The organism is Nioella sp. (genome assembly GCF_965215655.1).
Classification (GTDB): Bacteria; Pseudomonadota; Alphaproteobacteria; order Rhodobacterales; family Rhodobacteraceae; genus Nioella.
In genome coordinates, this window is record NZ_OZ244111.1 from 3,392,790 (window position 1) to 3,409,773 (window position 16,984).

Sequence of the window (16,984 nt, forward strand, 5' to 3'; positions counted from 1 at the left end):
CGATGGGGCCGGGATGTCAAAATACCTTCAACGCGGATCGGGCAAAGGCAAGCAGCCGGGAAGGCCCGCAGGCAGCACCCAGGGCGCGCCAGCGGCATAGAGGCGGCGGGCCATGTCTGGACTGTCGCTGACCAGTGTCACGGAGACGCCATTTGCGGCCACGACCGACACATCCGTTGGGAGCCTGGAAAGGAATCCGTCCGGCGGGAACAGCACCACGGCCCCCGGCGCGGCATCGGAAAAGCGCATGACGAGGGTGAGGACCAGAAGCCAGCTGGCGACCAGCAGGGGCAGCACCAGAAGGAGCCGCCTAATAGTCATGGATATGTTCCAGCGTGACACCGCGCGCCTCCAGCCCGCGCAGGGTCTCAGCCAGATCGGTGACGGGGATCAGCAAGAGGTGCCGGTAATCGCCATAGCCCTGCCGGGGGAAACTGTGCAGCGCCTCTGCCATGGTCGCCTCGGCAGTAGTCACGGTCAGCAGGATGTCGTCATTGCCTGCGATCTCCACGAAATCCGCGCCCGCCCCTGCCATCCGCGCCATCAGATGCGTGAGTTCCCGGTAGCGGGGCGTTTCCAGCTCCAGACCCTCGGGGCGTTCCGCGATGATGTCCACTTCCGGCAAGGGCTCGGGCAGGTCGGTGACGATCATCCTGAGCCGCAATTCGTCAAACCCGGTGCTGGCCACAGCCGCCGCGATGACCCTCGCATAGGCCGCCTTGGCGCGAAATTCGAGGCCAAGCGCGAAACTGCGTTCCCGGTCGCGCAGGCTGTCGCCCGCATTGTCCCGCAGCGCCTGCGCGTCACCGGCGAAGTCCCACCGGTACCACGGCACCTGTTGCAGGAAGCGGGCGTAACGGCCCGCCTGATCGGCGGAAAGCTCATCCAGAGGTGCCCGCTCGGGTCCACGGAGCCACGTGAAAACGCGCCCCACGGATTCCTCATAGGCCGCTTTCAGCAGCAGTTCGGCAGTGAAGCTGACACCGATGACATGCACCATTTGCCGGGTCGGGCCATCGACCCCGCCATGGGCGGCGGAGGCTTCCGTCAGGGCACACAGCGACGACCAGTAGCCGGTGATCGCCTTCAGGAAGTTGAAATCATGCGGATCGCCCGTGCGGATGACCTCGGCGTAATCGTCATAAGCATGGACGATATGCCATTCCGGGTAGGTCATCAGGGTGCGGGATTCGGTGCGGTGATGTTCAGGCGGCAGGAGTGCCGTGTAGCCCGAGGCCACAGCCTGCCCCCGGCACATGGTTTCGACATAGGCGACTGGCGACAGCAGACCCAGAACCACCACGACCAGTGCGATGATCACCCGTTTCAGCCAGCGCCACAAAACCCGCATCAGCCGCTCCCCAGCCTCAACCCCGACCAGAGCGCGAAGCCGCCAAGGGCAAGATGGGGCAGGTTGGCGAGGACGCGGGGCAAGGTGAAGTCCATGCCCAGCGATTCATTGGTAAAGATGCCGAGGTCCAGATAGCCCCAGCCGGTGAAGAACCCGAACACCCCGTCGCCCAGATAGGCCGCGCCGAAGAGGATCAGGAAGGTCCGCGCCGCGCGGGACGAGATGAAGGCAGAGGCCAGCGCCCAGAGGGCCGAAACCACATGCAGGGAATCGTCAAAGATATCGAGCGCGAAGATCCCGAAGGCGAGCCCGTTTTCATCAGTGAGACCGGGAATGTAGTTCAGCGACGCCGCGATCATCAGCGCCACGAAATAGCCGATACAGATCTTTTGAAGGATGGTCATAGCGCCCCCAGATAGCTGTCCCAGAGATTGTTGCGGAAGATGAGACCCGGGTCGAGTTCCCGTTTCGCGGCTGCGAATTCCGGCGCACGCGGATAGGTCGCCACCAGTTGATCCACCGTCGGATGGGGCCGGTAAGGTAGGTAATAGCTCGCACCGAACTCGATCATCCGATCAATGAGATCACGGGTCATCCGGGCCATGTCGGCCTCGGCCCTTTCCGTCATTTCCTGGCTGAAGCTCATGACCGCGGCGATCCTGTCCACCGGCGCATAGGAGAGCCAACTTTCGTCATCGCGCGAAACATGGCGCAGGGTGACATTCAGAAACTCCTGATACGAGCCGGGGATCACGTCCCAACAGGCGGTCAGGAAATCGTCGAACCGGTCGGGGGCAACGAAATATTCGTGCAGGATATCGGTGCGCGTCGGGTTGCGGTCGTCGAGCGTCTGAACGGGCTCGTTCATCAGGCTGTTGCGCGTCGCAGGCCCGTCGCCAAGGGCGGGGCCAACCACGGTTTCCGTCCACCAGCGCAGGCGTTTCATTGGCTCGTTCCCAAGCTGCCAGCGATAGATGTAGCTGGCGAGATGGGACATGATGCCGGAGCCTTCGGCGGCGGGCAGATCCGACTGGTCGGGATCGGGGCGGTAGCTGACCAAGAGCGCGTCTTCGAAGAACCGGTCACGATCCACGTTCAGGCGGCCATAGGCCATGGGTACCTCGCCCGAGCGGATTGCACCACCGAAGGCGGCGGGGAAATCGCCCGCTTGCATGGTCTCGAAACTGGGGACCAGCCGTTGGTTCGGGACCATCTCGACCTCCATGTCGATGATCGCCCCGGTCAGGCCGTAACCGCCCATGGTCATGCCGAAGAGGTCGGCATTCTCGGTCCGTGAACAGGTCACCAGATCGCCCGAGGGCAACACCATGCGGAAGCTGCGGACGGTCGATCCCATCGGGCCCCAGGGCACCGGCCAGCCATGGGCGTTGACGCAGAAGGTGGCGGCAATGCCGAAATCATGGTTCGACTGCATGACCTTGGGGGAAAAGCCAATGGGGTCGAGCGCCGCGATGATCTGCGACCAGCGGGCACCGGCATGGGTGCGATAGGTGCCGTTGGCCGTATCAGGCTCCACCATTCCATTGTCGAAGGTGATGGCATGGCCCTCACGCGGGATCGCCTGACCGCCCATGGAATGGCGCGCGGCGCCGATATTGACCGGGCGGCCCTCGGCGGCGGCCTCGCGGATCTCGGACCGGATCGCGGCAATCAACGCCTCGCCGGGGTCTTGCGACAGGGTGATATGGCGGTGAATCGGCGTCCTTGACAGGCCGCTTGCATCGTTCAGCACGCCCTCTCCCGGGGTCGGGTGGGTCAGCCAGACCCCATCCAGCACTGGCAGATGACTGCCGAAGCGGCGTGCGCCATACCATCCTGCGGCCCCACCTGCGCCAAGCAGCAAGGCCCGCCGTGAAATTGCACCCATGGGTCTCCTCCCTATGATGCCAGTCCACAGCCCTCGGGCTGCGGCGTCACACACACATAGGTATCGCACAACTGTCGCGCGAGTAAGGATAACCTGACCCGCGACCATGTCGGGCGTTTTCCCGAAGGGACGCGAGAAATCCCTTGATCGAGCGTGCACTGCAATGGACATTGCAGGATGTTCCGGACCATTGCGGCAACCAAACGATCAGGAGGATCAGGATGACATCGGATAGGGCACCGGCAGACTACGAAGACCTGATCCGGCTGATCCATGACCGCCATGGGCAGATGAGCAAGACCTATCAGAAGATCTCGCTCTACCTGACGCAGAACCCCAATGACGTGGCGGTACTGTCCGTGAACGCCATTGCGGAACATTGCGGCATTCATGCCTCCAGCTTCGTGCGCTTTGCGCAGTCGCTCGGCTATTCCGGCTTCAAGGAATTGCAGGCGTTGTTCCAGAAACGCCTGTCCACCGCAGCGCCGGGATTCGAAGCCCGGGTCAAGGCGCTGGATGCGGAACTGCTGGCCTCCGGGGACGGGTCCGACGCCACGTTCCTGCGCGATCTGGTGGTGCGGGATATCGCCTCGCTTCAGGATTTGGTGACCGCCATCGACCCCGCAGACCTGGCCCGCGCGGCAGAGTTGCTGCACATGGCGGATGTGATCTACCTGGTGGGGCAGCTACGGTCCGCCCCGGTGGTGGAGCTGTTGCGCTATATCCTGACCATGCTGGGCAAACGCTGCATCCTGCTGGACAGCGGCGGCGGCCTGGCCACCCATGTCGGGCGCACCATGCGGCAAGGCGACGTTCTGCTGGCCGTGTCATTCCGGTTCTACGCCAACGAGGTGGTGAGCATCGTGGATGAGGCCGCCAAGACCGGGATTCCGGTTGTCGCCGTTTCGGACAGCACATTGAGCCCGCTGGCCAAATCCGCGAGCGTCCTGTTCCCGGTGCCCGAACACGACTACAGCTTCTCCCGCTCGCTCGCCGCGCCCATGTGCCTGGCGCAGGCCCTGGCGCTGTCGGTCGCGGCACGGGTGCAGACGGATGACGCCGATCCACGCATCCCGACCGTCACCGGACCGTGAACGACATCACAACACAGGCAGATAATCCGCGCCTGAAGTTCTGATCTGGATATCGGGGAAGATGGTGGCGGTGCAGGGACTTGAACCCCGGACACGCGGATTATGATTCCGCTGCTCTAACCAACTGAGCTACACCGCCGAACGGGGGGCTAGGTATGACAGCCTCGGGATGGCGTCAAGCCAGAAAATCGCCCTTTTGGGGATACGGGGCGGAAACGCCCCTTCCCGTTCATCCACCCCCTTGCACGGGCGACGGAATGGCCGCAACGTCCCGATCATGGAACACGATCACATCCTCGCCCAACTGGAGCAGATCCTCGGCCCCGGCAAGCTGGTCACCGGCACGGATATGGCACGCTGGTCCAGCGACTGGAGCGGCGAGGATCACTGGACGCCGCTGGCCGTCACACGGCCCGATTGCACCGAGGACGTGGCCGCCATCGTGCGGCTTGCGAATGACTTGCGCGTGCCCGTGGTGCCGGTGTCCGGCAATACCGGCATGGCAGGCGGCACCTTCGCCGAGGGTGCGATCATGCTGTCGATGGACAGGATGAACCGCATTCGGGACATTCGCCCCGAAGCCCGGATCGCGGTGGCCGAGGCCGGGGTCATCCTGTCTGATCTGCATGAGGCCGTGGAGGCGGAGGGGTTGATCTTCCCGCTATTTTTCGGAGCCCGGGGATCGGCGATGTTGGGAGGGGCGCTGTCGACCAATGCGGGCGGATCCAATGTGCTGCGCTATGGCAATGCCCGCGCGCTCTGCCTAGGTGTCGAAGTGGTGACGCCCACGGGCGAGGTGATGGACCTCATGAGCGCGCTTCACAAGGACAACTCCGGCTATGACCTGCGCGATCTGGTGATCGGGGCCGAGGGCACTTTGGGCATCATCACAGCCGCGGTGGTAAAGCTGTTCCCCAAGCCGCGCGCCTATGCGACCGCCATGGTGGCGACGGCCACGATCGACGACGCGATAAGCCTGCTGCACGCGTTGCAGGCCGAGACCGGCGGCGCGGTAGAGGCGTTCGAATACATGCCCGGCGCCTATCTGGACGCATTCACGACCCGCTATCCTGACGCCCGCCTGCCCTTTGCAGACCGGCACGAGGTCAATGTGCTGGTGGAGGTGGGCGCGGTCTCCGACCGCGATGCTCTGCCGGGGGCCGACGGCGTCGTGCCAATCGCCGCGCATCTGGAGACCGTTCTGGTGGCCGCGATGGAAGCCGGAGGCGTCCTCGATGCGGTTGTGGCCCAGAACGAAGCGCAACGGGCAGAGATGTGGGCGCGGCGGGAGGCGGCGGCGGAACTGGCGCTGCTGAAGCTGCCCTTCGTCGACAATGACGTGGCGGTGCGGCCCGACCTGATGCAGGAGCTGCTGGAGCGGATCGAACGCCGCGCCCGGGCGTTGGACCCCGGCATGGACTTCCTGAACGTCGCGCATCTGGGCGACGGCAACCTGCATTTCGCAGGCTGGCCCTCATCGCCGGATCAAGCGCTCATGAAGGCCATTTCGCGCGCCGTGGAGGAGGAGGTCATCGCGCTTGGCGGGTCATTCTCGGCCGAACACGGGGTGGGGGTTCTGAAGCGGTCCGCCATGGCGGCGCACAAGGACCCGGTTGCGCTGGCGGTTATGAGCCGGATCAAGGCGGCGCTTGACCCCAATGGCATCCTCAATCCCGGCAAGGTCATTCCCTGAGACATGAGCTTGGCCGCGCGGCCTGCGGGGCGCGTTTCCCTGGCGTCACATCATACGCCCTGCGTCGCTTCGTTCTGTCTCGATGCGGGGCGGGCTTAAGCGATCCAGTCGAAGAAACCGGGACCGGCCCGGTCGCGCAGGCGGGTAGCCATGTCCTTGCCCGCAGCGGCCCCGTCCTCGACCGAAGCGGTGATGTCATCCGACAGAACCTCTGACCCGTCGGGGCGCAGGATTTCGCCGCGTAGGCGCAGGGTGGAGCCATGCAGCTCTGCAAGGCCGGCAATGGGCGTTTCGCAAGACCCGTCGAGCCCGGCGAGGAAAGCCCGCTCGGCCGCGAGCCGCAGACCGGTGTCACGATCATGGATCGCGGCAAGCATATCGGCGGCGCGGCGGTCATCCCCGCGCCGTTCGATCCCGATGGCCCCTTGCGCCACGGCGGGCAACATATCCTCGACCGCGATCGGAGCCTTGGCGACATCGGCCATACCAAGCCTGCGCAGCCCCGCCATTGCCAGGAAGGTCGCATCGGCCACGCCATCGCCAAGCTTCTTCATCCGGGTTTGCACATTGCCCCGGAACTCCACCACCTTCAGATCGGGGCGGCGCGCGCGCAGTTGTGCCCGGCGGCGCAACGAGGACGACCCGACAACGGCACCTTCGGGAAGGTCCGCCAGCCCGGCGCAGTTGAGCGATACGAAGGCATCGCGCACATCCTCTCGCGGAAGGTAGCAGTCCAGCACCAGCCCCGCCGGTTGCAGCACCGGCATATCCTTCATCGAATGCACCGCGATGTCGATGGCGCCTGCCAGCATCGCCTCTTCGATTTCCTTGGTGAACAGCCCCTTGCCGCCCAGTTCTTTTAGTGGCTTGTCCGCGTCGATGAGCGCCCGGTTGTCGCCGGTCGTCTTGATCACCACGATTTCGAACGCCTCTTTCGGCAGGTCGAAGGCAGCGGCCAGTCGGTCGCGCGTTTCATGGGCCTGGGCGAGCGCCAGCGGCGAGCCGCGCGTGCCGATCTTCAGAGGTTGGGCGGGGGTGGGCAGCATGTGATTCATGCCCGCCTTCCTAGCCGCAGTTTGCCCCCGTGACAACGCGACCTGCTTGACACTGGGGGCCGCGCGTAAAAGGGTGCGCCGACTGTGACGGAGGCCCACGATGACCAAGACCCTGCTGCGCGCCCTTGCCGGAGAAACGCTGCCCACACCGCCGATCTGGATGATGCGGCAGGCGGGCCGTTACCTGCCGGAATACCGCGCGACGCGGGCCGAGGCGGGGGATTTCCTGTCACTGTGCTACAATTCCGATCTCGCCGCCGAGGTCACGTTGCAGCCGATCCGGCGCTACGGGTTCGATGCCGCGATCCTCTTTGCCGATATCCTGCTACTGCCGCAGGCGCTTGGGGCCGATCTTTGGTTCGTCACCGGCGAGGGTCCGCGCCTGTCAACCATCACCGGCCCCGAAGGGCTGCGCGGCCTGAAGGGCAAGGACGACATCCACAATCACCTCGCGCCGGTCTATGAAACCGTGCGTATCCTGTCGCGCGAACTGCCCGACGAAACGACGCTGATCGGCTTCGCCGGCGCCCCCTGGACCGTGGCCACCTACATGATCGCTGGCCGCGGCACGCCGGATCAGGGCCCGGCCCATGCGCTGCGCGAAGGCGAAACCGCCACGTTTGAGGCGCTCATCGACCTGCTGACGGAGTCGACCATCGAGTATCTTTCGATGCAGGTCGAGGCCGGGGCAGAGGTGATCAAGCTCTTCGATTCCTGGGCCGGGTCATTGAAGGGGGATGCCTTTGCCAAATACGCGCTTACCCCCGCGAAACGCATCATCTCGGAACTCAAGGCCCGCCATCCCGGCCTGCCCGTCATCGCCTTCCCGCGAGAGGCCGGTGACAACTATGTCGGCTTCGCCAAGGCTGTCGGGGCCGATTGCCTGGCCATCGACAATTCGGTGTCAGCGACCTGGGCGGCAGAGAACCTGCAACCCGACAGCTGCATTCAGGGCAACCTCGCACCGGGCCACATGGTGACCGGCGGTCAGGCGCTGGTCGATGAAACCCGCCGCATCGTTGAGGCGTTTCGGGGTGGCCCCCATATCTTCAACCTCGGCCACGGAATCACGCCGGATGCGGATCCCGAGAATGTGCAACTGATGATCGACACGGTCAGGAACGGCTAGGATGCCGGACGCGCTGAAGGCAGCAGAGAAGCCTTGAAACACTAGGCGTTTCTTTTGTCGTTGATCGCCATACTGTTCAGCCGATTGGGCAGAAGCCGTTCGGAAAACCCAGCAAGTGTCGCCCAGATAAGCAGCTTGGCAAATTGGCTGGTAAAGAGCGAAACCAATAGATCAGCTGGTTTTCCCTTCTCGGATTCGCTTTCTTCTTCGCGTTCGTCAACTTCTGCGTCCGGCCGCTCGCTCTCTACAGCCTGAACTTCACTGCTTTGCGTAATTGCATCGGCTTCGACGGATTGCCCTGCCGTCTCCGGCATTGGTGCATCCTCAGATTTGGAATTGCTTTCGGACTCATCCGATTCTTCCACCTGCACGTCCTCAAAGCCCGTGTCCTCAGAATACACAGAGTATCCAATCAGGAACTGCTCCCCATGAAGATCCGGAAAGAACTCTCCACCCACAAGGTCTCCTAGTATCAGGAGATAAAAAATCAGAGCGGCAAGGGCCCCGACTATCATGCGCACACCGAGAGAAAGTGGAGAGAAGTTGATTCTCAGTGCGGAGTGATCCAACGCGTTCAAGTCTGTTTGAAACGCGATCATGCGGGAAAGATACGCCCCCATCATTCCAAACCACATAACCGAGAAGAAGCTGTATTGGACGACGAACCGCATGATGGTCGGCTCACTGAACACAATCAAAGCTGCCATCGCTACACCGACGACCACGACGCCGACGAGGTTCAAGTTTCGTGCGGTTCGGCTGCGTGTTTGATCATGGAGTAGCCGCTGGTAGTGGTGGAACTGAAGGCTGTCAACCAATTGTTCGTAAATGGCTTCTTGAAGCTTGGGGTTCTCGCGTGCGCTGTTGAGGTTGGCTTCGAAGGAAGCGGCTTCCGGGATTCCCCATTCTTTCGCCTGCTCCAGACCACGAATGGATTCCGCCTGAATCATCTCTGGGCTCATTCTGGGAATCAGAAGGCGTTTTGCTTCGAATAGGCTCTTCCAGCTTCTCGGGCCTTCTTCTGATTCAGAAAGGAGCTCATTCACACGCGGGTTGAGGTAACTGCCGTCCTCACTCCGATTCAAACGTTCATTGAGGACGTTCAAGCCGATCTTGTATGAAGACCACATGCGAGAAGAAGGCTGTGTATTTCGAAAGTAATTCCAGAACAAAGCGACCCCCATTGCTTTGAAATACTGATACCGCGGACATCCAACGGGACAGTTATTTCACGGCAATCACCGTCGAGTCACCTTTTTTCACCAGTTTTGGGAAGGAATGAGAATTGCCAGGAGCCATTCAGGGCCGTTGGCCGAAGGTTTTTGTCACACCCGGAGCGAAGGAAGCCCGATCCCCGTCGACTGGAACCCTCCATCGACGGCAATGACCTGCCCGGTCACGTAGCTCGCCTTATCCGAGCAAAGGAACACGATCACATTGCCGATCTCGTCTTCGCTGCCATAGCGGTTCAAGGGGATCGCGTCGTGATAGGCGTCGATGATATCCTGTGTATGCACCGCCATGGCCAGTTTCGTTGCCACCGGGCCGGGGCAGATGCAATTGGCGCGCACGCCGAACTCACCCCATTCCGCCGCCTGCTGCTGCGTCAGGTGCATGACGCCCGCTTTCGACGTGCCATAGGCCACGCGCAGGGTCGAGGCCCTGAGCCCCGAGATCGAGGCGATATTGACGATGCTGCCTTTCGCCTCCTTCAGCGCCGGGGCGCAGGCCTGCGAACACAGGAAGACCCCGTCAAGATTGGTTTCCATCACCCGCCGCCAGCGTTCGAAATCGGTCTCGTCGATGGGGCCGAAGTCGGCCACGCCCGCATTGTTGACCAGCGCGTCGATCTGGCCGAACTGCTTCTGCACCTCTGCCACCATGGCCGCGACCTGATCGGGCTGCGACACGTCGCAGACAACCGGCAGGACGTTGTCCAAACCAGACGCGGCCTCCATCAGCGCGGGCTCGTCGCGGTCGATCATGGCGACACGGCGGCCTTCCTCCAGAAACAGCTTCGTGGTGGCAAGGCCGATGCCGCGCGCGGCCCCGGTGACGATAGCGGTTTTTCCGGTCATTCCGGCTCTCCTTCCCGTGTAAGGTCCAGTGTAACGCTGTCCACGCCAATGATTGAGGGTGCGAGGACCGCGATGGTCAGGGCCTCAGATACCGCTCCATTCACGCGGATGTCGCGCCCGAACCGGGTTGCAAGTGTCAACGCCGCCAACACATTTTCCGCCCAGTTTTCCCCGGCAAACGAACATGAAAAACGCGCAACATGGCCGCCTTCGGGATGTGGGGCTGTCTGCTGATGACACAGGGCCAGATCCTCGGCGATCCGGTCTGCAATCCTTGCAGCGGCAGTTGCTTTGCCGGTCGGCAGAAACGCCTCGATCCGGATCTGTCGGATCACACCCATTTGGCCAGCGGCGGCAGGCTCATCAGCACGGCATTCGCGTCATGCCCGGTGGCCAGCCCGAACTTGGTGCCCCGGTCATACACAAGGTTGTATTCGGCATAGAGCCCCCGGTGGATCAGCTGCGCATCCTTGTCTTTCTCCGTCCAGGGCATGTTCCGGCGCTTTTCGGTGACTGGCAGGAAGGCGGGCAGGAAGGCGCGGCCGATATCCTGGGTCAGGGCGAAATCAGCGTCCCAGTCGCCGGTATTGCGGTCGTCCATGAAGATCCCGCCCACGCCTCGCGCCCGGCCCCGGTGCGGGATGAAGAAATACTCGTCCGCCCAGGCCTTGAGCTCGGGGTATAGCGTGTCCCCATGCGGGTCGAGATGCTGTTTCTGGACAGCATGAAAATGGGCCGTGTCCTCGTCATATTCGATGCAGGGGTTCAGGTCCGACCCACCCCCGAACCACCAGGCGTGCGGCGTCCAGAACATGCGTGTGTTCATATGCACGGCGGGGGTGTGCGGGTTCTGCATATGCGCCACCAGCGAAATGCCAGAGGCCCAGAAGCGCGGATCATCCTCCATTCCCGGCACACCGCGCGCGGCCATGGCCTTTTGCGCTTGCGCGCCGAGCTGGCCGTAGACGGTGGAGACATTGACGCCCACCTTCTCGAACACGCGCCCGCCGCGCATGACGCTCATCAACCCGCCACCTGCATCCGATCCATCCTCCGAGGCGCGTTTGGTCTCCGTCACCTCGAACCGTCCGGCGGGCAAACCAGCAAAGGGTCCCTCGCACTGGCTGTCTTCCAATGCTTCGAAGGCGCCAACGATCTGGTTGCGCAGGTCTCGGAACCAGGCCGAGGCGCGGGCTTTTCTGGCATCAAACGGGTCGCTCATCGGGGTCTCCTTTCGCGGTCGGCGGGACTGTGCCCAATCGGCCAGCGCAGGTCCAGAGGCGCGGGTGCAGATATTGCGGCCAGATCGTCGCGCGCCCCGACATGTCGATTGCCTCAAAATGACCGCAAATTGAATTACGGTTAATGATGGATTCTTATGAAATTATCCCCTAGTCTCCTCTCAAAGCCGCAACAGACGGCAACAGAGGCAGACAGAGCAGTTTCGTGATCCGAAGAACGCTCCTTTCGACCCTGACGGGTCTTGTTGTGCTACTTGGCACGATCCTGGCCGTGGTTTCCCCGGCGCAGGCCGCTCCCTATGCCGCCATGGTCATCGACGCGCGGACCGGTGAAGTCCTTCATTCTAGGAACGCCGACACACGGCTGCACCCGGCCTCGCTGACCAAGATGATGACGCTCTACATCGCGTTCGAGGCGATCCGGCTTGGCGAGATTACCCTCGATACGCAGGTGCGCATTTCCCGCAACGCAGCGGCAGAGCCACCCTCCCGGCTCGGATTGCAGGCGGGCAGCACGATCCGCCTGCGCTACCTGATCCGGGCCGCTGCGGTGCGATCCGCCAATGATGCGGCCACCGCGATCGGTGAGGCGATCTCCGGCTCGGAAGCGGCCTTTGCCCGACGCATGAATCGCACCGCCGAAGCGCTCGGCATGACGCGCACGACCTTCCGCAATGCGCATGGACTGACCGAAGACGGCCACCTGTCCACGGCCCGCGACATGACCACGATGGGGCGGCGGCTGTTCTTTGATTATCCGCAGTACTACAACCTGTTCTCGCGCCGCACGGCGGATGCCGGGATTGCCACCGTGCGCAACACCAACCGCCGCTTTCTGGACGCCTATCGCGGGGCGGACGGGATCAAGACGGGGTACACGCGCGCGGCCGGCTACAATCTGGTGGCATCGGCAGAGCGGGGCAATGTCCGCATCATCGCGACGGTGTTCGGCGGCAGGTCCACAGCCAGCCGGAATGAACGGATCATGGAGCTGCTGGACATGGGATTTGCCCGCGCTCCGGCGAATGCCACGATCCGACGACCGGAACTCCCCTCCTATGGGCCAGGGGATGGCCGGGCCGGGCATACGATCCGGCCGAATGGCCTGGTGACAAGCAGCCTGAGGCCGCTTCTCCGTCCGCTGCCGGTAGCGGAGCCTGAAGAGATTCCCGAGGTTTCGCCGGACCTGATCGCTGCTGTGGAAGACGCGGTAGAAGACGCCCTTGCCGAGCCACCGCAACAAGACCTGAGCGAGACTCCCATACCCGAACCACGACCGGAAGAGATTGATAACGAGGGCACCGGAGCCATGGCGGAGGCCGAGGCACTGGAGACGGGGACAGAGATCGAACAAGGGAGCGATGACTCGCTGCTGGCAAGCGTGACGCCTGTCCAGCGCCCGGAAATCGTAGCCTACGACTCGACCGAAATCGAACTTGCAGTCATCGACCCCGACCCGGAACCGCCCGTGCAGGAGATCGTCACGCGGGCCTCGTCGAGCGGAAGCAGACTGTACGGTGTGTCGCTTGGGCGTTACCCGTCGCGCTTTGCCGCCGAACAGCTGCTGCTGCGAACTGCGCTGGCGGAACTGGGCACCTTTGACGAGGCATTGCGCAACGTCGTGCAACGCACAGGCGGCTTCGAGGCCCAATTCGCGGGCATGGGGCAAGAGCAGGCGGAGCGGGCCTGCGCGCGACTGATGTCGCGCAACATCACCTGCACGACCTACGGTCCCTGATCGCGCGCACCGAAGACCACCATAGACTGATACTTGAATAGCTGCGTATCCTGCGACGGCGGAACCTTGGGGCCGATGCACAGCACGGGCTTTGCTCTGCGCTTGCCTTTGGTTGAAGGAGGTTTGAGATGACAGATGCCAAAGGGATCAATCCCGCTCAGTTGAACGTGGCAATCTTCGCGGGCTGCATGGTCGCGTTTCTCAGCTTCGGCTTTGCCGCGACCTTCGGCGTATTCCTCGCCCCGATGTCTGCTGATCTGGGGTGGGGGCGCGAGGTGTTCTCGCTTTCCGTTGCCATTCAGGCTTTGGCCTGGGGCTTTGCGCAACCTGTGGCGGGCGCCTTCGCCGACCGCTTTGGAACCGCGCGGGTTCTGGCCTTCGGGGCGGTCTTTGCCGGGATGGGTTTTGCCCTGCGGGGTGTGGTGACCGACCCGGTGCTGTTCGTTTTGACCGGGGTTCTTGTGGGGATCGGAACCGGGGCAGCCTCGTTTCCCATTGTTATCGGGGCGCTTGGCAAGATCGTGACACCAGAGCGGCGCAGCTTCATCCTTGGGCTTGGAACCGCGGCAGCCTCGCTTGGCATGTTCGTCGCCGCGCCTGCCGCAACCACGATGATCGGCGGAATCGGCTGGCAGACGGCGCTGATCGTGATCGGGGCCAGTTTCGCCCTGATCCTGCCTTTTCTCCTCTTCATCGCCCGCGTCTCGAAGCCGACGGCATCAGGGTCAAGCGCCAGCGATTTCGGCCACGCACTTGGAACGGCATTCCGTGACCGCAGCTACCTTTGCCTGTTCTTCGGCTTCTTCGTCTGCGGGTTTCACGTAGCCTTCATCCAGACCCATTTGCCCGCCTATGTCGTGGATTCAGGGCTGGCGCTTTGGGTCGGGGGCTGGTCGCTGGCCTTCATCGGGTTGTTCAACATCGCGGGATCGTTCCTGTCGGGCTGGTCGGGGCAGGTCTATTCCAAGAAGAAGGTTCTCAGCGGCATCTATTTCACCCGCGCAGTGGTGATCACCTGCTTCATCCTGATCCCGCTGTCGGAAACAAGCGTGCTGGTGTTCTCCGCCCTCATGGGGCTCTTGTGGCTGTCCACCGTTCCGCTAACCATGGGGTTGGTGGCACAAACGCAAGGGATGCGGTTCTTTTCAACGCTGGCGGGTCTTGTCTTTCTCAGCCACCAGACCGGCAGCTTTATCGGTGCCTGGCTTGGCGGGCGCATCTATGACCTGACTCAGGACTACACGCCGATGTGGTGGGCGGCGGTTGCGCTCGGCTTATTGGCGGCGCTTATTCACATGCCGATCAGGGAAGCGCCGGGGCCGCTTGCGCTGGCGGAACAACGCTGATTGGTCAGCTCTTCGGTTTGTCGTCGTAATCACCGCTGAGAATGCGGTTGGCATCGCCCTCGGGGTCGTCGAACTGCCCCCGCTTCAACAACCAGAAAAACCCGACCAGCCCAAGCGCGCCCAGAAACAGGGACACGGGGATCAGTATGACGAGAACATCCATCGGGGGCCTTCTTTCGGATCAGCGCAAGCGCAACGCGTTGAGAGACACGGTAATCGAGCTGGTCGACATCGCCAAGGCCGCCATCAGGGGCGTGGCGAATCCTGCAATGGCGAAGGGCACGGCGATGATGTTGTAGACCGTGGCGATCGAGAAGTTTTCGCGGATGCGCGCGCGGGCCTTGACCGAGGTTTCGAACGCATCGGCAATCGGCGCCAGATCCTTGCCAAGCAGAACCATGTCAGAGGCCACACGGGCCGCATCCAGAGCCGAGGCCGGAGAAATCGAGACATGCGCCGCGGTCAGGGCCGCCGTGTCGTTCAGCCCGTCGCCGACCATCAGCACCTTCGCTCCGCCGGAGGCCAGTTCCGCCACGCGGGCGGCTTTCTGATCTGGCAGCGCTTCGGCCATGACCTCGTCGATACCGATGTCTGCCGCGAAGCGTTCCACCGCGCCCCTGGCGTCGCCTGAAATCAGGATCACGCGCAGACCGTTCGCCCGCAGCCCTTCAACGGCCTCTTTCGCACCGGGGCGCATGGAATCCGTGAAGGTGATGGGCACAGGAGGCTCATCCTCGATCTGAAGGAACGTTGCTGTCATGTCGGGCGCTTCGGCCCCCACCCATGTGGCGCGGCCAAGGCGGACGGTCTTGCCATTCCAGCGGCCCTCGACGCCATAGCCCGGCACTTCACGCACGTCGCTCAGTGTCTCTGGCAAACGGCCCAGGTCACGCAGACCGCGGGCCAGCGCTTCGGCCAGCGGGTGTCCCGAAACCGTTGCAAGAGCCAAGGCAACGCCCTGCACATTTGCGGGCAGATCGGACAGTCCCACCGGATGCGGCGCGCCCATGGTCAGGGTACCGGTCTTGTCGAAGACCACCGTATCGACCTCGGCAAGCCGCTCCATCGCGGTGCCGTCCTTGATCAGCATCCCCTTGCGGAACAGGCGGCCAGAGGCGGCGGTGGTCACCGCAGGCACGGCAAGGCCAAGCGCACAAGGGCAGGTGATGATCAGAACCGCCGCGGCGATGTTCAGCGACACGCGCAGGTCGAAGGTGTAGAGATACCAGCCGATGGCCGCCAACGCCGAGAGGATATGGACGCCGGGCGCATAAAGCTTCGCCGCCTGATCGGCGAGCGAGGTGTAGTTGTTGCGCCCCGATTCCGCGATGGCGACCAGGTCGGCGATACGGTGAAGCGCGGTGTCCTCGCCTGCTGCTGTGACCTCAACGGTCAATGGCCCGGTCAGGTTGACCTCGCCCGCAGACACGGCGGTTCCGGGGCCAGCAAAGGCTGGCAGGCTTTCACCGGTCATCAGAGCGCGGTCGATCTCTGACGTGCCGTCGCGCACCACGCCATCCACCGGCACGCGACCACCGGGTTTGACCAGAACGGTGTCGCCCACGACGAGTTCCGCAACACCCACCGTCTCGGTTTCCCCTTCCGCCGACAGCCGTAGCGCGCGGGGCACTTCCATCGCGGCCAGTTCCTGCGCGGCAGAGCGGGCAGAAGCGCGGGTGCGATAGTCGAGATACCGGCCCGCGAGTAGGAAAAAGGTCAGCGAGATCGCGGCGTCAAAATAGGCGTGTTCGCCGGAATGAATGGTCTCATAGAGGGATGTCCCCACGGCCAGCAGGATCGCCAGCGTGATCGGCACATCCATGTTGAGCCGCCCGTTCTTCAGCGCAGACCACGCGTTTACGTAGAAGGGCTTGCCGGTGAACACGATCGCGGGCAGCACGATGAAGGCCGAGATCCAGTGCATCATGTCGCGGGTCACGCCCTCGGCCCCGGACCAGACGGCGACCGACAGAAGCATCACGTTCATCATCGCAAAGCCCGCCACGGCCAGCCGCATCAGCAGGTCCTTGCTGGCCCGGTCGGCCTCGGTCGTGGCCAGCACGCCGGGGTCAAGCTCATGCGCCTCATACCCCGCGCGGTCCAGCACCCGCACGAGATCCTCTGCCGTCACGTCTGCTTCGGCCTCGACCATCGCACGTTTGAGCGTCAGGTTGACCCGAGCGGAATGCACGCCGGGCGCGTTGGACAGCGCCTTTTCCACCGTCGAGATACAGGCCGCGCAATGGATGCCCGGCAGCGACAGCATCAGCCGCGCGTCCTGCGGCACCTCCGCCAGCGCCTCTGCCGCCGGAGTGACGGAACAGGCGGGGCAAACGGCAGGGCTTGGATGCTCGAACGTGGCAGTCATGGC

16 protein-coding genes and 1 tRNA gene are annotated in these 16,984 nt (G+C 63.2%); 5 read left to right on the forward strand and 12 right to left on the reverse strand.

Features of this window, described 5'->3' with window-relative positions:
- Nucleotides 1-27: 27 nt before the first annotated feature.
- From ACOOEX_RS16855 to ACOOEX_RS16870, 4 genes are read right to left on the reverse strand one after another with little or no spacing between them, the layout of a single operon-like run.
- Nucleotides 28-321, reverse strand: coding sequence for a hypothetical protein (locus ACOOEX_RS16855; protein WP_420395916.1), 294 nt, complete (start codon nucleotides 319-321; stop codon nucleotides 28-30).
- Nucleotides 311-1,351, reverse strand: a complete 1,041-nt coding sequence (locus ACOOEX_RS16860) for a hypothetical protein (RefSeq protein WP_420395917.1) — start codon at nucleotides 1,349-1,351, stop codon at nucleotides 311-313. Before ACOOEX_RS16860 ends, ACOOEX_RS16855 begins: the two co-directional genes overlap by 11 nt.
- Complete coding sequence (locus ACOOEX_RS16865; RefSeq protein WP_420395918.1) at nucleotides 1,351-1,755, reverse strand: DUF4383 domain-containing protein; 405 nt, start codon at nucleotides 1,753-1,755, stop codon at nucleotides 1,351-1,353. The genes ACOOEX_RS16860 and ACOOEX_RS16865 overlap by 1 nt, the downstream gene beginning before the upstream one ends.
- On the reverse strand, nucleotides 1,752-3,239 hold the full coding sequence (locus ACOOEX_RS16870; RefSeq protein ID WP_420395919.1) for an FAD-binding oxidoreductase: 1,488 nt from the start codon (nucleotides 3,237-3,239) through the stop codon (nucleotides 1,752-1,754). Before ACOOEX_RS16870 ends, ACOOEX_RS16865 begins: the two co-directional genes overlap by 4 nt.
- Before the next feature lie 221 nt (nucleotides 3,240-3,460).
- Between ACOOEX_RS16870 and ACOOEX_RS16875 the strand changes: the two genes are divergently transcribed.
- Nucleotides 3,461-4,333: a MurR/RpiR family transcriptional regulator gene (locus ACOOEX_RS16875; RefSeq protein ID WP_420395920.1), complete on the forward strand. Its 873-nt coding sequence runs from the start codon at nucleotides 3,461-3,463 to the stop codon at nucleotides 4,331-4,333.
- A gap of 62 nt (nucleotides 4,334-4,395) precedes the next feature.
- Here the strand turns inward: ACOOEX_RS16875 and ACOOEX_RS16880 are convergent.
- A tRNA-Met gene (locus tag ACOOEX_RS16880) sits at nucleotides 4,396-4,472 on the reverse strand.
- 138 nt (nucleotides 4,473-4,610) lie between these two features.
- On the opposite strand from ACOOEX_RS16880, the gene ACOOEX_RS16885 reads away from it, so the two are divergent.
- Entirely contained in the window at nucleotides 4,611-6,026 is a 1,416-nt protein-coding gene (locus ACOOEX_RS16885) for an FAD-binding oxidoreductase (RefSeq protein ID WP_420395921.1), read from the forward strand.
- Nucleotides 6,027-6,121: 95 nt separating this feature from the next.
- Here the strand turns inward: ACOOEX_RS16885 and hemC are convergent, their stop codons facing one another.
- Complete coding sequence (gene hemC / locus ACOOEX_RS16890) at nucleotides 6,122-7,081, reverse strand: hydroxymethylbilane synthase (RefSeq protein WP_420395922.1); 960 nt, start codon at nucleotides 7,079-7,081, stop codon at nucleotides 6,122-6,124.
- Between the two features lie 100 nt (nucleotides 7,082-7,181).
- On the opposite strand from hemC, the gene hemE reads away from it, so the two are divergent.
- Entirely contained in the window at nucleotides 7,182-8,210 is a 1,029-nt protein-coding gene (gene hemE / locus ACOOEX_RS16895) for a uroporphyrinogen decarboxylase (RefSeq protein ID WP_420395923.1), read from the forward strand.
- A gap of 41 nt (nucleotides 8,211-8,251) precedes the next feature.
- On the opposite strand, the gene ACOOEX_RS16900 is transcribed toward hemE, so the two are convergent.
- From ACOOEX_RS16900 to hemF, 4 genes are all read right to left on the reverse strand, one after another.
- On the reverse strand, nucleotides 8,252-9,316 hold the full coding sequence (locus ACOOEX_RS16900; RefSeq protein ID WP_420395924.1) for a hypothetical protein: 1,065 nt from the start codon (nucleotides 9,314-9,316) through the stop codon (nucleotides 8,252-8,254).
- 219 nt (nucleotides 9,317-9,535) lie between these two features.
- Entirely contained in the window at nucleotides 9,536-10,288 is a 753-nt protein-coding gene (locus tag ACOOEX_RS16905) for an SDR family NAD(P)-dependent oxidoreductase (protein WP_420395925.1), read from the reverse strand.
- Entirely contained in the window at nucleotides 10,285-10,623 is a 339-nt protein-coding gene (locus ACOOEX_RS16910) for a hypothetical protein (protein WP_420395926.1), read from the reverse strand. The genes ACOOEX_RS16905 and ACOOEX_RS16910 overlap by 4 nt, the downstream gene beginning before the upstream one ends.
- Entirely contained in the window at nucleotides 10,620-11,510 is an 891-nt protein-coding gene (gene hemF / locus ACOOEX_RS16915) for an oxygen-dependent coproporphyrinogen oxidase (protein ID WP_420395927.1), read from the reverse strand. The genes ACOOEX_RS16910 and hemF overlap by 4 nt, the downstream gene beginning before the upstream one ends.
- A 224-nt stretch (nucleotides 11,511-11,734) precedes the next feature.
- Here hemF and ACOOEX_RS16920 point away from each other — a divergent pair, with 224 nt between their 5' ends.
- Together ACOOEX_RS16920 and ACOOEX_RS16925 are read left to right on the forward strand one after the other, a co-directional pair.
- Nucleotides 11,735-13,267 (forward strand): D-alanyl-D-alanine carboxypeptidase family protein, encoded by a 1,533-nt coding sequence (locus tag ACOOEX_RS16920; RefSeq protein WP_420395928.1) that lies wholly within the window; start codon nucleotides 11,735-11,737, stop codon nucleotides 13,265-13,267.
- Nucleotides 13,268-13,395: 128 nt separating this feature from the next.
- Nucleotides 13,396-14,613 carry an MFS transporter gene (locus tag ACOOEX_RS16925; RefSeq protein ID WP_420395929.1) on the forward strand — a complete coding sequence of 406 codons (1,218 nt, stop codon included), beginning with the start codon at nucleotides 13,396-13,398 and terminating at the stop codon, nucleotides 14,611-14,613.
- A gap of 4 nt (nucleotides 14,614-14,617) precedes the next feature.
- On the opposite strand, the gene ccoS is transcribed toward ACOOEX_RS16925, so the two are convergent.
- Both ccoS and ACOOEX_RS16935 read right to left on the reverse strand, forming a co-directional pair.
- The gene (gene ccoS / locus ACOOEX_RS16930) at nucleotides 14,618-14,776 is read right to left on the reverse strand and encodes a cbb3-type cytochrome oxidase assembly protein CcoS (protein ID WP_420395930.1); all 159 of its coding nucleotides are present in this window, start codon (nucleotides 14,774-14,776) and stop codon (nucleotides 14,618-14,620) included.
- A gap of 18 nt (nucleotides 14,777-14,794) precedes the next feature.
- On the reverse strand, nucleotides 14,795-16,981 hold the full coding sequence (locus ACOOEX_RS16935; protein ID WP_420395931.1) for a heavy metal translocating P-type ATPase: 2,187 nt from the start codon (nucleotides 16,979-16,981) through the stop codon (nucleotides 14,795-14,797).
- Nucleotides 16,982-16,984: the final 3 nt, after the last annotated feature.

Excerpts from the sequence above, each read along its gene's own strand:
- ACOOEX_RS16855 (WP_420395916.1), bottom strand. The coding sequence starts at position 321 with ATGACTATTAGGCGGCTCCTTCTGGTGCTGCCCCTGCTGGTCGCCAGC.
- ACOOEX_RS16860 (WP_420395917.1), bottom strand. The coding sequence starts at position 1,351 with ATGCGGGTTTTGTGGCGCTGGCTGAAACGGGTGATCATCGCACTGGTC.
- ACOOEX_RS16865 (WP_420395918.1), bottom strand. The coding sequence starts at position 1,755 with ATGACCATCCTTCAAAAGATCTGTATCGGCTATTTCGTGGCGCTGATG.
- ACOOEX_RS16870 (WP_420395919.1), bottom strand. The coding sequence starts at position 3,239 with ATGGGTGCAATTTCACGGCGGGCCTTGCTGCTTGGCGCAGGTGGGGCC.
- ACOOEX_RS16875 (WP_420395920.1), top strand. The coding sequence starts at position 3,461 with ATGACATCGGATAGGGCACCGGCAGACTACGAAGACCTGATCCGGCTG.
- ACOOEX_RS16885 (WP_420395921.1), top strand. The coding sequence starts at position 4,611 with ATGGAACACGATCACATCCTCGCCCAACTGGAGCAGATCCTCGGCCCC.
- hemC (WP_420395922.1), bottom strand. The coding sequence starts at position 7,081 with ATGAATCACATGCTGCCCACCCCCGCCCAACCTCTGAAGATCGGCACG.
- hemE (WP_420395923.1), top strand. The coding sequence starts at position 7,182 with ATGACCAAGACCCTGCTGCGCGCCCTTGCCGGAGAAACGCTGCCCACA.
- ACOOEX_RS16905 (WP_420395925.1), bottom strand. The coding sequence starts at position 10,288 with ATGACCGGAAAAACCGCTATCGTCACCGGGGCCGCGCGCGGCATCGGC.
- hemF (WP_420395927.1), bottom strand. The coding sequence starts at position 11,510 with ATGAGCGACCCGTTTGATGCCAGAAAAGCCCGCGCCTCGGCCTGGTTC.
- ACOOEX_RS16925 (WP_420395929.1), top strand. The coding sequence starts at position 13,396 with ATGACAGATGCCAAAGGGATCAATCCCGCTCAGTTGAACGTGGCAATC.
- ccoS (WP_420395930.1), bottom strand. The coding sequence starts at position 14,776 with ATGGATGTTCTCGTCATACTGATCCCCGTGTCCCTGTTTCTGGGCGCG.
- ACOOEX_RS16935 (WP_420395931.1), bottom strand. The coding sequence starts at position 16,981 with ATGACTGCCACGTTCGAGCATCCAAGCCCTGCCGTTTGCCCCGCCTGT.